The sequence below is a fragment of the Veillonella rodentium genome, assembly GCF_900187285.1.
In the GTDB taxonomy this organism is placed as follows: domain Bacteria; phylum Bacillota; class Negativicutes; order Veillonellales; family Veillonellaceae; genus Veillonella; species Veillonella rodentium.
This window is the reverse complement of the sequence record NZ_LT906470.1, coordinates 1056735-1070759: the sequence shown is the minus strand read 5'-3', so window position 1 is coordinate 1070759 and position 14025 is coordinate 1056735. Positions and strand designations below refer to the sequence as shown.

At 41.5% G+C, this 14025-nt stretch carries 8 protein-coding genes; 7 read left to right on the top strand and 1 reads right to left on the bottom strand.

Annotation, left to right across the window (positions count from 1 at the left end; genetic code table 11):
- Nucleotides 1-17: 17 nt before the first annotated feature.
- From CKV62_RS04845 to CKV62_RS04835, 3 genes are all read left to right on the top strand, one after another.
- Complete coding sequence (locus CKV62_RS04845) at nucleotides 18-1559, top strand: glycosyl hydrolase family 18 protein (RefSeq protein ID WP_095065946.1); 1542 nt, start codon at nucleotides 18-20, stop codon at nucleotides 1557-1559.
- Nucleotides 1560-1650: 91 nt separating this feature from the next.
- Nucleotides 1651-4119 (top strand): leucine--tRNA ligase, encoded by a 2469-nt coding sequence (gene leuS, locus CKV62_RS04840; RefSeq protein WP_095065945.1) that lies wholly within the window; start codon nucleotides 1651-1653, stop codon nucleotides 4117-4119.
- Between the two features lie 78 nt (nucleotides 4120-4197).
- Nucleotides 4198-4677, top strand: a complete 480-nt coding sequence (locus CKV62_RS04835) for a deoxycytidylate deaminase (protein ID WP_038115121.1) — start codon at nucleotides 4198-4200, stop codon at nucleotides 4675-4677.
- Nucleotides 4678-4808: 131 nt separating this feature from the next.
- Here the strand turns inward: CKV62_RS04835 and CKV62_RS04830 are convergent, their stop codons facing one another.
- Entirely contained in the window at nucleotides 4809-6038 is a 1230-nt protein-coding gene (locus CKV62_RS04830) for an aminopeptidase (protein ID WP_095066707.1), read from the bottom strand.
- A 112-nt stretch (nucleotides 6039-6150) separates the two neighbouring features.
- Between CKV62_RS04830 and CKV62_RS04825 the strand changes: the two genes are divergently transcribed.
- The 4 genes from CKV62_RS04825 (at nucleotide 6151) to CKV62_RS04810 (ending at nucleotide 13673) form a co-directional block, all read left to right on the top strand.
- Nucleotides 6151-6717, top strand: coding sequence for a ComEA family DNA-binding protein (locus CKV62_RS04825; protein WP_095065944.1), 567 nt, complete (start codon nucleotides 6151-6153; stop codon nucleotides 6715-6717).
- 127 nt (nucleotides 6718-6844) lie between these two features.
- Nucleotides 6845-8869, top strand: coding sequence for a ComEC/Rec2 family competence protein (locus tag CKV62_RS04820; RefSeq protein ID WP_231968289.1), 2025 nt, complete (start codon nucleotides 6845-6847; stop codon nucleotides 8867-8869).
- Nucleotides 8870-8880: 11 nt separating this feature from the next.
- On the top strand, nucleotides 8881-9858 hold the full coding sequence (holA, locus tag CKV62_RS04815; protein WP_095065942.1) for a DNA polymerase III subunit delta: 978 nt from the start codon (nucleotides 8881-8883) through the stop codon (nucleotides 9856-9858).
- A gap of 2 nt (nucleotides 9859-9860) precedes the next feature.
- Nucleotides 9861-13673 carry a PolC-type DNA polymerase III gene (locus CKV62_RS04810; protein WP_095065941.1) on the top strand — a complete coding sequence of 1271 codons (3813 nt, stop codon included), beginning with the start codon at nucleotides 9861-9863 and terminating at the stop codon, nucleotides 13671-13673.
- Nucleotides 13674-14025: the final 352 nt, after the last annotated feature.

Genomic DNA, 14025 nt, shown 5'->3' with positions numbered 1-14025 from the left:
TAGAGTTAGGAGATTCAATGTTCCGTAAATCTAAAATTATTCGATCATTAACAGCATTGGTATTGTCCGCATTAGCTACTACTGCAGTGCAAGCGGAGGTCTTGGTACCGCTGGATCAGTATTTGAATACCACTACACGTCGTTATGAGACGAATCAATATAAAACATCCTATACCGTTTATGTACCTCAATTGGAACTAAAAGGTAACACGATCTTTATCAATCCTTTTAATGTGGGGGAACCCGTTAAATTACCGATAACAAAGGTTAACGGAGCTAATTATGTGGATATCGAATCCGGTGCAGCGATGTTGGGGGTCAGCTATACAAAGAATCAGGACAGCATCACTTTGAGTCCCGGTGCTGATACGGCAGATGTTAAGGAATCGTATACATTACAAACACCGTTAGCTTGGGTTTTCGATCCGTGGCCTACGGAAGGGGCTCCGTATCGAACAAAACTTAACACCAGTGGAGATAACATCATTTCCCCGAGCTGGTTTAAACTACATAGTACAGGTATCGAATCAAGCCCTAATGTTAGTATCGACTATGTGAAAGCCTATAAAAAGAATGGCTATCACGTCTGGCCATTGATTACGAATCGATTTGATCCGGGTTTTACGAGCGGTATTTTGGCAAATGAAGCATTATGGAAAAAATATGCCCATAATCTCGTACAATATGCATATATATATGGTTTTGACGGATATAATTTTGATTTTGAAAATATCAATTATGTCGACCGGGAGAGATTGACAAAATTCGTAGCGTATTTGTCGAGTTATCTACATCAGTATAATATTAAATCATCTATTGATGTAACCGGTTACTCTAACAGCCCTGAATGGTCTTTGGTCTATGATCGCAAGGCTTTTGCCGATACGGTAGATTATGTGGTTCTTATGGCATATGATGAAACGTGGGCAAAAAGTACCTTTGCCGGACCTGTATCAAGCTATCCATGGGTGCGGAAAAATGTGGAAAAAATGATTCATGAAATACCGTCGAACAGGCTTGTACTCGGTATTCCGTTTTATATGCGTCTATGGCGGGATACAAACGGATATGCCAAGGCTGAAACCTTACCTATGCGAAATACAGCACAATATTTTTCCGCATATAAAGATCAAATGCAATGGGATGACCAGTTAAAACTGTATTATTTATCGATTCCTAGAGGCAGCAGTCATGACCGTATCTGGTTTGAAGATAATACTTCATTAGGATTTAAGTTGGACCTTATTAAAGAAATGAACCTGGGCGGTTTTGCAGCATGGCGTAAAGGTTTTGAAGATGAATCGACCATTTCCATGATTCAGCAAAGAGATTTGGGAAAAGGTGTACCTAAATCTGCTGATGCTATAGTTAATGAACCGGTAAAAACAGAGAAGAAATCATTATCAAAGGTAGATGCCTATAAACAACGTTTAGAAGAAAAGGCGAAGGAAAAAGCTGCTAAGAAAGAAGCAAAGCGTAAAGCAAAAGAAGAAGCTGCCAAGGCCAAAGCGGAAAAGAAACGCTTAGAACAGGATGCGATACAAGTCGTAAGACGCTAGAGTTTGACTGCTTTCATAGTAAGTAGTAAAATAAAAATATTAATTAGAAATCGGCAAATTGTTAAGATTGCCATTGTTTAGGAGGCCCTACATGAACGAAAAATATGTAGCCCAAGATATTGAGAAAAAGTGGCAGAAGTATTGGGAGGAAAACCATACTTTTAAGACAGAATATGATGAATCCAAGGAAAAGTATTATGTACTCGAGATGTTCCCATATCCATCGGGAAATTTGCATATGGGGCATGTGCGTAACTATTCTATCGGTGACGTTGTAGCCCGTTTCAAAAAAATGAAGGGCTTTAATGTATTACATCCGATGGGGTGGGATTCCTTTGGTATGCCTGCAGAAAATGCGGCTATCAAGCACGGTATTGCACCGAAAACATGGACTCTTGATAACATCGAGAACATGAAATTACAACAAAAAGCCCTCGGCTTGTCGTATGATTGGGACCGCGAAGTAGCGACATGCAAAGAAGACTATTATAAATGGACACAATGGTTCTTTACACAATTTTATAAGAAAGGATTGGCCTATAAAAAAGAAGCAAAAGTAAACTGGTGTGAAACATGTCATACGGTATTAGCGAACGAACAGGTTATCGACGGTGCATGCTGGCGTTGTGACAATCCGGTGGAAAAAAAGGATTTATCTCAATGGTTCTTGCGAATCACCGAATATGCCGATCGTCTATTGGCTGATTTGGATACGCTCGATCACTGGCCTCAGCGCGTTAAGTTGATGCAGAAAAACTGGATCGGCCGGTCCGAAGGTACTGAGTTTTCTTTTGATGTGCCGTCCATTAATGAACGTATTTCCGTATATACTACGCGGGTAGATACGATTTACGGCGTCAGCTATGTCGTGCTGGCCCCTGAACATCCTTATGTGGAACGCTTGATTGAAACGGCTCCGAATAAGGCGGAACTGGAAGCATTCATCACGCGGATGCGCAACATGAGCGATATCGATCGTACCTCTACAGAGGCTCCGAAAGAAGGTATGTTTACCGGGTCTTATGCCGTAAACCCGATGTCCGGTGAACAGGTACCGGTTTGGATTGCAAACTATGTACTGGTAGATTACGGTACCGGCGCTGTCATGGGTTCCCCTGCACATGATGAACGTGACTGGGAGTTCGCTCATAAATATGATTTGCCGATTAAACAGGTCGTTGCCCGTGACGGTGAAGCGTACAGCCTTGAAAAATGGCAGGAATGGTATCATGAAGATGGTATATTGGTAAATTCCGGCGAATTTAACGGCCAAACCTCTGAAGAGGCCCGTAAAAATATTACCGCAGCCCTCCATGAAAGAGGCATCGGTGAAGGTAAAGTCAATTTCCGTCTTCGCGACTGGTTGATTTCCCGTCAACGCTATTGGGGCGTGCCGATTCCTGTCGTATATTGCGAAACATGTGGTGAACAGCTCGTTCCCGAAGAAGATTTGCCTGTACTTTTGCCTGAGGATGTTAAATTCGAATCAGGCGCCGTATCTCCGTTGGCGACGTCTGAAAGCTTCCTGAATACAACCTGTCCGAAATGTGGAGGCCCCGCACGTCGTGAGACCGATACGATGGATACATTTATCGATTCTTCCTGGTATTTCCTGAGATATACGGATGCGAAAAACGGTAAGGCGCCTTTCGATAAGAAAATTGCTAACTACTGGATGAATGTTGACCAGTATATCGGCGGTATCGAACATGCTATCCTGCATTTGTTATATTCCCGATTCTTTGTGAAGGTTATTCACGATTTAGGTCTTATCGAATCAAATGAACCGTTCCGCGGACTATTGACACAAGGTATGGTGCTTAAAGAAGGCAGCAAGATGTCTAAGTCCAAAGGTAATGTGGTATCTCCTGAGGAAATCATCAACACATATGGGGCCGATACCGCTCGTCTGTTTATCCTTTTTGCAGCGCCTGTGGATCGTGATCTCGATTGGTCCGATCAAGGTGTTGAAGGGTCGTATCGTTTCTTAGGTCGTGTATGGCGTATTGTAGATGCATATCATACGGAAGCCCAGAAACATAATGCAGGTGAGCTTACAAAAGACGAAGTGGCATTGCGTCGTGAATTGCACCGCGTTATCAAAAAGGTTACGGAAGACCTTGATAACAACTTCAACTTCAATACGGCGATTTCCGCTATTATGGAACTTGTAAATGCGATGTATGCTCACAAGGATAAGGCAGGGTCCATCAATAGTGTATTGGCGAATGAATTGACGCATTCCTTATTGCTTCTCTTGGCACCGTTTGTTCCTCATATGACAGAGGAATTGTGGCATGAATTGGGGGAAACTACATCCATTCATACTGAAAGCTGGCCTGTATATGAAGAATCCGCTCTCGTTGTAGACGAAGTGGAGGTCGTGTTACAGGTTAATGGCAAAGTACGTGATAAATTAACTGTTTCTGTAAATATAACGAAGGAAGAATTAGAGGCTATGGCTAAAGAGTCCAGCCGTGTTCAGGAATTTACAGAAGGTAAAAATATCGTAAAGGTTATTTACGTACCCGGTAAACTCGTAAATATCGTTGTAAAATAAATAACGATATACTATTTGTTTAAACATGTAAGCCCCCAACTACATAGGTAGAAGGGGGCTTATTTAAGTGAGGTAAGCATGGCAAAGCGCAGTGATTATATTACTTGGGATGAATACTTCATGGGGGTTGCCATTTTAGCGGCACAACGCTCAAAGGATCCGAATACACAGGTCGGAGCCTGTATTGTAAGCAATGATAACAAGATTTTGTCCATCGGCTATAACGGAATGCCGTTAAACTGTAGTGATGATGATTTCACATGGGAACGGGAGACAGCGGACGATAATAAATACTTTTACACTGTTCATAGTGAACTGAATGCGATTTTAAACTATCGTGGAGGCTCGCTAGAAGGTTCTAAAATTTATGTAACTTTATTTCCCTGCAATGAATGCGCCAAAGCAATTATTCAAAGCGGTATCAAGGCTGTAATATATAGAGATGATCTCTACAAGGATACAAAGGAGGTTAAAGCCTCTAAACGCATGCTGAAAACGGCCGGTGTAGATATCATTGAATATCAGGCTACTGGACGGACTTTAAATATTACTTTGTAAGATACGATATAACTGATTATTCGACGATATAAAATAAATAACCCTATCTGTTGATATTTTTATGATAACTTCCTTTTAATGGATTATCCATTTGAGAGGTTCATATCATTCAATAGATAGGGTTTATTATATTAAAATTGCAGGTGACCATCTACCATAATATCTATCTTCTGTCCATCATGTGTATAACCTTTGATGTTCATTTTTTCATGACCGATCATGAAGTCCACATGTGTTAAGGAATGATTTAAACCGCGCGCTTTTAATTCTTCTTCTGATAAACCGTCGCTATCCTTGAGGCATGTCGGATAGGCTGCACCGATCGCTAGATGACAGGATGCATTTTCATCGAATAGAGTCTCATAGAAAATCTGGTTGGACTGGCTAATTGGGCTGTAATGATCGACTAAGGCGACTTCACCTAAATATAGTGAACCTTCGTCCGTTTCCACTAATTCTTTCAGCACATCGAGCCCATCTTTGGCCGTATATTCCACGATTTTGCCTTCTTTGAACGTAAAGGAAAAATCGGAAATCGTATTGCCCTGGTAGATGAGCGGTTTTGTACTGTATACAACACCGTTGACGCCATTATATTGCGGTGCCGAGAATACTTCCTCTGTCGGGATATTGGCATTGAAAACAGTGCCATCTTTGGAATGTTCTTCACCGCCTTGCCAAATATGGCCTTCCGGCAGTTCAAGCAGTAAATCGGTTCCGTTTTCACAGGTATAGTGCAATGCTTTCAGATCCAGCTTGTTTAATGCTTCACGGCGATGACGTAATTTAGCCATATGATGTTTATACGTATCTTTAGGCTCTATATCTTCGATACGGCATAGTTTTAATAAGGTCTGCCATAACTGGTCGATTTTTTCTTCATCGGTACCCTTATAGCCTAATAAATCAGCCCATAGTACCGTAGGTACGGATGCAACGCACCAGGTGACAGTAGAATTCATAATCGCCGCATGATAGAAGGATAATACCTTGTTAAGATTTCGAGATTGCAGTGAAATTCGTTCGGTCGGAATACCTGTAAGTGCATTAGGATTTGCACTGATTAATGATAAAAAGGCTGCTTTATCGTCTAGGTATTGTTCATAGAATATAGGAATCCAGTCAGCCGGATTCTCCAATACAGTCGCTTTTGCATGCAATAAGCGTTGTCGTGTAATCAGGGAAGAGCGCCAATTTACTACAACCTCTTTAGCGCCTAGCCGGTACGCTTCTTCCGTGACGATGACGGCAAAATCTTTATTTTCCACATCTACTGAAACGATGAGTGTTTGGTTCTCTTGTAAATTAACGCCGGACTGTAATAATGTACGGGCGTATTTTCGTAATGTATCTTGATTCATACAATCCTCCTTATATTCGATATCAATCGCGAAAATCCTGCCGAGGTGACCAATAGTGTCACCGGCAGGATTTTTTTCTTTCATAAGGAAATCCTTACATAGGAGGTGCATTATGAGAGAACGGTTGAAACGATTTATGATACCTATATTAATCCTGTGTGTTTTAGTAGGAATTTATTTCCTATGGCCTATTATAACAGATGGGGGCAATGTATTGCCAGGTGGTGATGAAGTTAATCAGGAGATGGCAACGATAACGGCAGACAATAACCATAAGCCTGTTGCCTATGTGAGCGGCGCCGTTATTACGCCTGGACTTTATGAAATAGAAGATAATGCGACGGTAGGTGATCTGATTACACTTGCAGGAGGATTGCTGCCGTATGCCGATGTGGATTCGCTGAATATGGCTGATAGTGTCAGTGGAGGGGCCCATGTACATGTGGTATTTAACTTTCACGGTAATCCTGAAATGTTGTTGAGAGGTAAAAAAATCAATATCAATACGGCTACAATTAAAGATCTTGATACATTGCCGGGAATCGGCCCCGCCACGGCAAAACGCATAGAGGAGTATCGTAATCAAAAGGGACCTTTTACGTCCATTGAAGGCATCAAGGAGGTGAAGGGAATTGGGGAAGGACTGTTTAAGAAAATTCACGACAAGATTACGATTTGACAATAAGAAGCGTCACATACCCTCATCACATATGATTACCCATAGCATATGGGCTCATCTCATTTTATGCGCTATGATATGCGGCATCATATCAGGTTACGGACAGCATTATGTTATATTGCAGAATATGTATTACATAGTGGCCGTTTGCGCCGGATACATGTGTATAACAGTGGTGAAAACGGTATGGAAAGGATGTTCCGTCAGACATTTTCTTTTAGCTATCATAATTATGGTTGTCAGCAGTTTTGTAGCGTATTGGCATATATCCAGAGTTATTCTGGATTACAATGCGTATGAACCCTATTATTTACATCAGGAAGGAGAATACTTGGGAATCGTTACGTCTGCACCGGAGGAAACGGTTCTTCATGATACTTCGTATTACAAATATGATATTGAGATTAAAAAGGTCCACCCCTTTAAAGAGACGGCTAAGGATGTATATACAATGGGGAAAGGGGGCATAACTGTATATACAAAGGTGATAGATTCTGAAATAAAGCCATGCTTAGGTGATATAGCCGTCGTCACAGGCGAACCGAAATCTCTGTTTATGGTGGAGGAAGAGGGGCGTATTAACTGGCGTGGTCGATATATCAGTAATTTTCAGACGGGGCGTATGTATGATGCTATGTATCGCATAGCATCGATTCAGGATATTCAGACATTTCGATACGCAGAGAGTGTAACGGTCAAGGTACATCGATGGTGTTTGCATAGTTGCGGCATCGTGCGACAGTCTGTGGACACGCAAATAGGTCAACAGATGACAGGAACCGCTAAAGTTCTGGCTCAGGCGTTATTTCTCGGTGGTCATTATAATGAACTGGGCCAAGAAACGATGAAAAGTTTTGCCTATACGGGACTCATTCATATTCTATCTATATCAGGTTCACATATAGCCTTGCTTCTTGCACTAGTTTACGGAATAGGACGTCTCTTACGACTGAAAAAACGAACCTGTCTTATAGTCGGTGTGTGTATGGCGATTCTTTATTGCGCTATTGTCGGCGGCAGTGCCCCGGTGGTACGTGCTACATTGATGAGTTTACTACTGTGTATTGCATATATAAAAGGTCGTTTTTACCAGGCGAAACAGGCTTTGTGTATCTGTGCCATATGTTGCATCATATATGACCCTTTATCCGTACTGGATGTGAGCTTTCAATTATCCTTTGGGGCCACTTACGGTTTACTGTTATGGGGAACCACGTTATATCAGCGTATTCAATGGCTGCCGTCGTGGTTGAAAGCACCCGTGGTTCTATACCTGTCGGCGCAACTATTAATATTGCCGTTACAGTTATATTACTTTCATTATATAAGCCTTGTAGGTATTATAGCGGCCTGTATAGTAGCGCCGTTATTAGATATAGCTATCATGTGTATAGTCTGTACCGTATTAATCAGTTATATTGTGACGATACCCTTATTGTGGTACATGATAGACTTCTTATTGCGCAGTTTCTTATATATAAATTATTTGCTGAGTCATAGTCATATCGGCTTGATCTGGATCGGTATGATGGAGCCTTGTTGTGTTTATTTATATTATGTTCTCCTCTATGTCTTTACTTATTTATTAGAACCGGAAACGAATCGGTCTGGAAAATTAATTTTTCTTTGTTCTGTCTTAATGATTTCTACATATATACTTTCCTTTATATCGATGCAATATCATAAAGATACTATTCTTCATTACATACCGATGAAGCAGTGTAATGTTTTGCTATGCATAACGCCAAATCATGAGAAAGCATTTATATATATTGATGCACCGGATAATATTAAGGTGACCCTCAATGAATATTACATTTATAATGCTGTTCGTGCCTATGGTGTAAAGCCTCGTGACGTGGAGGCTATATACTTTCACAGTAATGGAAAATCTGCTGTGCTATATCAAAATCATATGGCACAAATTATGGTATATAATGGACAAAGAGCGGAAAAAAATCTACAATTAAATGATGAGATTCATACGGTTTTTATAACAAGTCGGTCTCATGTCATCGATGAGCTGTTCGTTCAGGCTCCACGCAGTGAAATATTGTTCGGTAGCGCTCATGGCGCTATGCGTGATGTAGATCCGTCTGATGAACATATTCACATATTAGGATATAAATTTATAGGTGATGTACATCTGTGAAAGGGGGATATATGGCGCAAATTTATCTTATCTACGGTGATGAACCGCAGCTGATAGAAGAAGAAAAACAAAAATTTCTCGCTACATATCCGGACCTTCCCGTAGTGGTACTCGATGATGAGGCGGGGCCACAGAAAATCAGTGAACAACTTTGTGAGGATTCATTGTTTGGGGATCAGAAGGTATTTTGCCTTGTAAACCTGCCTATTATTCGTAAAAGCGGTAAAAATAGCGATGCATGGACACCTTTATATGAACTACTCATAGATTATAAAGGTGATAATCCCATAGTGCTTATCTATCACGATATGATCGACAAGCGAATCAAGCAGAATAAAGAGATTTTGGAGAGGATTTCCAATCATCAGTGTAAACGTCTTGAAGGGGCCGACCTTGTGATGTGGATACATCAATATTGCACGTCTCAGGGATTTAAACTAACTCCTGATGCACAGGAATATGTGTCTCATCTCATAGAGCTGTGGCAGAATGTTCCGGTTTCTTTTATGCGAACCGAGTTTGACAGATATTTTTTACAAATTACGGGTGAACGGGTCATTACGGAAAAGTTTCTTGAGGAAAACAGCAGTGACTACGGAGCAAAAAATATTTTCGCTTTTAAGGAAGCGTTATTGAAACGCGATGTCAATACCTTATTGGAGCTGTTTCCGTTTATGTTCAGTTATAAGGAACTGGACCGCGCCATGAGCTATATTGAAGGTCAATTACGTCTTCAGCTGCTCGTCAGCGAATGTCGTCAGGCCGGCATGTCCGTAAAAGCTGTCGAAAATCTATGTAAGGATAATAATTCGTCTTTTAAGCCGTATCCGATCAAGCTGGCCTATGAAGCGAGTTCACGTATATCGATTAAGGCATTACGTGCCTTACTGAAGGGGCTGTACGAGATTATACTTGACAGTCGCAGCAGTAAAGGCGATATATGGCGATTTAGAGATTTATGTATGACCTATTGTGGGTATAAAGGATAAAGATGAAAGTACGTTATCGTGTTGTACCAAAACAGAATAAAAAATCTTCGTTTTATGTGAACTGCCATAGTCAACAAGTCACCATTCAAGCTGCAGATTCAGCTTTTACAACATTGTTAAGTCTTCGTGAGCGATTGACTAGATGGTATGAGGAAAAAAATATTTCCTTTGATGCTATTCCTACAAATACAGATACGGCTTGCTGCTTTGCCTGGAAGGTTGACACTGAAACAGGAGAAGGACTAGACACGTATTATTACGGTGGCGGCTGTGGTGCCGGTGAATGGATTGAGGAGGCGGAAGCTCGTCGGGAAGAGGAAGAAGCCGCATTGCGTCCTAAATACGGGCAATCATTTGCAGGCATACAGGATTCGGAAACGGAGAGTCATCGAGACTGTTACGATGAATATGATGAAGACGATTTTGCTCCTTTCGTCGAGGCCGTAGAATTAGGGTATTTTGACAATAGTCCCATTGTGATGCCATCACAAACTGCAGCGGCATCAACGCAAGGTAATACGGTTGCATCTATCAGCAGTGGTCAAAAGAAATCCGGCACGAAATCTCTGTCATCTAAAGGGAGGAATTCAAAAGGGGCTGTAAAGGCTTGTAATGGAGACGGAAAATATCCTCGTCGTGCATCGAAGGAGATGCCTCCTGACGAAGGTATGATTGTAGGTCCACGCTTTGACGGAGATCCGGTTTCGATTATGTCCGTTCAGTCCAATGAAAACAGTGTTATTTTCGAAGGCGTATTTGTAGGACTTGAAAAACGGGATACGCGGACAGGAAAATCCATTGTTTCTGGCAGTATCTGCGATAAAACGAATAGCATGAAATTTATCAAATTTACAGATTCCCCTGAGGATGGCGATAAATTATTAAAGCAGCTTAAAGGTCTTAAAACCGTTATGGTACAGGGAAATGTGGCCTATGAAGAGCGCTTCGATAAAGATTTTGTTTTATCTATCCGTAGTATTAAAGAAGTGGATCGTACCTTTGAACGTTCGGAAGACCGTCCGGATTCTCGAGTCGAGTTACATTTACATACGAAGATGAGTGATAAAGACGCTCTCGTTTCCGTTAAAGATCTCTTTAAAACCGTAAAAAAATGGGGTCATCCGGCCGTGGCCATTACTGATCACGGTGTAGTACAGGCATTTCCTGAAGCGCAAGCCCTCGGTAAGGAATTGGGCGTTAAGGTAATTTACGGTGTGGAAGGATATCTCATTGATGATGCTACCGTAGAACGTGATGAAGAGCCTGTATTAGATAAGAAGAAACCGAAGGTTAAGGATAAACGATATCATATTATTCTGTTGGCGAAAAATATGGTAGGTCTTCGTAATCTCTATAAGATGATTTCTATTTCTCATCTGGAACATTACAAGGTTCGTCCTCGTATTCCTCGTTCCGTCATTGAAGAACATAGAGAGGGAATCATTATCGGCTCCGCCTGTGAAGCCGGTGAACTGATGCAGTCCATCGTTCGAGGGGCGACGAAAGAAGAATTGCTACAAGTCGCGTCCTTCTATGATTATCTGGAAATTCAACCGCATACGAATAATACCTTCCTGGTTCGTAAAGGATTGATGCCTGACGAACAAGCTCTTATCGACATGAATAAGACTGTTATAGAGCTTGGTGAAGCATTGAATAAACCTGTATGCGCTACTTGTGACGTACATTACTTGCATCCGGAGGAAAAAATCTATCGTGAAATTATGCTTACCGCATGCGGCTATCCTGATGCTGATGAGCAACCGGACCTGCATTTGCGTACAACCGATGAAATGTTGGCATCATTCCCTTATTTGACTCCGGAAAAAGCCTATGAAGTAGTCGTAACGAATACACGAGCTATCAATGACAGTATCGAAGAGATTAAGCCTGTTCCTGACGGAACATATTCACCGAAAATCGAAGGTGCCGATGAGGCTTTTACAGAAATGTGTTATCGCAATGCGAAGGCGATTTACGGAGATCCGTTGCCACGTGTCGTACAGGAGCGTCTGGACTATGAACTGGACTGTATCATTACCAATGGATACGGCGTATTGTACTATATCGCTCATAAGTTGGTAAAAAAATCACTTGATGACGGGTATCTTGTTGGTTCCCGTGGATCCGTAGGCTCATCCTTTGCGGCTACCATGTCAGAAATCACGGAGGTTAATCCGTTGCCTCCCCATTATGTATGTCCGCATTGCAAGTGGTCGCAATTCTTTGAAAATGGCGAATATGCGGGCGGATTTGATTTGCCTCGTAAACAATGTCCTGAATGCGGTCATGATCTAGAAACCAACGGTCACGATATTCCGTTTGCTATTTTCCTCGGATTTGAAGGGGATAAGGTACCTGATATCGACCTTAATTTTTCCGGTGATTATCAGGCAAAGGCCCATAAATATACGGAGGAACTATTCGGACGTGATAATGTATTTAAAGCAGGTACCATTGGTACTATTGCGGATAAAACGGCTTTCGGTTATGTAAAAAAATATGCCGAAGTGCGTGGAATACAGGCTCGAAACGGTTTTTTCGAGAATCTTGCCAAAGGCTTCACAAATGTTAAGAATACGACGGGACAACATCCGGGGGGGATCATGGTATGTCCTCGTGATATGGATGTGCATCATTTTACGCCGATTCAATATCCGGCGAATAAAAAGGATAGCGGTGTTATTACAACACATTTCGATTATCACTCTATCGAAGGGCGTATGACGAAGCTTGATATTCTCGGCCATGATGATCCGACTATTATTCGGATGTTAGAGGATTTAACAGGTATAGATGCGAAAACGATACCGTTTGATGATCCGAAGACATTGAGTCTCTTCTCATCTACGGAGGGAATCGGATTAACACCCGAACAATTACAGGGGGATCAGGTGGCGAGCCTTGCTGTACCGGAATGCGGGACGAAATTCGTACGCGGTATGCTTGAGGATTCAAGACCACAAACATTTTCCGACTTGGTTCGTATTTCTGGATTTTCTCACGGTACTAATGTATGGCTTGATAATGCACAGGATCTCATTAAAAATGGAACCTGTAAATTGAATGAAGCTATTTCTACCCGTGATGACGTCATGAACTTTCTTATTCATCGCGGTATGGACAGGAAACATAGCTTTTTTGTTATGGAAAATGTCCGTAAAGGTAAGGGTATTGAAAAGCGGAATAAACAAGGTGAGGCAACGACGGAATTTGAAGCGGAAATGCGAGATAATAATATTCCGGAATGGTTTATTGAATCCTGTAAAAAGATTTCTTATTTATTCCCCAGAGCCCATGCGGTGGCCTATGTAATGATGGCGTTCCGTATCGCATGGTTTAAGGTTTATCATCCGCTTGCATTTTATGCGGCGTACTTCTCTATTCGGGCGAAGGCCTTTGATTTACGAATTATGACAGGGGACCTTAAGACCCAGTTAGCTGAATTTAATCGGATAAAAGCTCTGGATAAAGCTGCCGGCCCGAGAGAAAAAGATCTTATGTCCGCTTTAGAAGTATCGATGGAAATGTACCAGCGAGGCTATCGATTCAGCAATGTTGATATACAGCACTCGCAGGCTCGACGCTTCAGTATTAAGGACGGTGCCTTATTACCGCCGTTTTTAGCTATTGATTCATTGGGTGAGAAGGTTGCTGATGCCATAGTAGAGGAACGGGAACAAAAACCGTTTACGTCCTTGAAGGACTTGCAACGACGTTGTAAAGTATCTAATACTATCATTGATCTTATGAAAGACCTCAAATGCTGTGGTGAATTGCCTGAAGACGAACAAATGTCACTCTTCGGGGCGTAATCTGAACTTACTACGCACTATAAAAATATCAAATCTTTGGACAGATGGGAGATAGAAAGAATGGTTAGTGAATTATTAAAGTCTTTTGATCTTAATCTGTATTCATCGGATATCCCGGGTGTGTATTTTAATGAATTTGGAGAATATGTCGATGAGGACGGTAATCTGTTGACTCCCTCGCAGATCGACGAAATAAGACATAAAGACGATTACGAGGACGATTATTATCGTTAATAAACAATAATAGATATAGGACTTTATCAGCGTATACAATTGTTAAATTAATCAACAAAAGGGGCTGTAACAGAATGTGGTTTTACCACATTCTAGTTGCAGTCCCTTTACAATATAA

Bases quoted from the DNA above. Each gene is read 5' to 3' on its own strand.
- leuS (WP_095065945.1), top strand. From the start codon at position 1,651: ATGAACGAAAAATATGTAGCCCAAGATATTGAGAAAAAGTGGCAGAAG.
- CKV62_RS04825 (WP_095065944.1), top strand. From the start codon at position 6,151: ATGAGAGAACGGTTGAAACGATTTATGATACCTATATTAATCCTGTGT.
- CKV62_RS04820 (WP_231968289.1), top strand. From the start codon at position 6,845: ATGTATTACATAGTGGCCGTTTGCGCCGGATACATGTGTATAACAGTG.
- CKV62_RS04845 (WP_095065946.1), top strand. From the start codon at position 18: ATGTTCCGTAAATCTAAAATTATTCGATCATTAACAGCATTGGTATTG.
- CKV62_RS04830 (WP_095066707.1), bottom strand. From the start codon at position 6,038: ATGAATCAAGATACATTACGAAAATACGCCCGTACATTATTACAGTCC.
- holA (WP_095065942.1), top strand. From the start codon at position 8,881: ATGGCGCAAATTTATCTTATCTACGGTGATGAACCGCAGCTGATAGAA.
- CKV62_RS04835 (WP_038115121.1), top strand. From the start codon at position 4,198: ATGGCAAAGCGCAGTGATTATATTACTTGGGATGAATACTTCATGGGG.
- CKV62_RS04810 (WP_095065941.1), top strand. From the start codon at position 9,861: ATGAAAGTACGTTATCGTGTTGTACCAAAACAGAATAAAAAATCTTCG.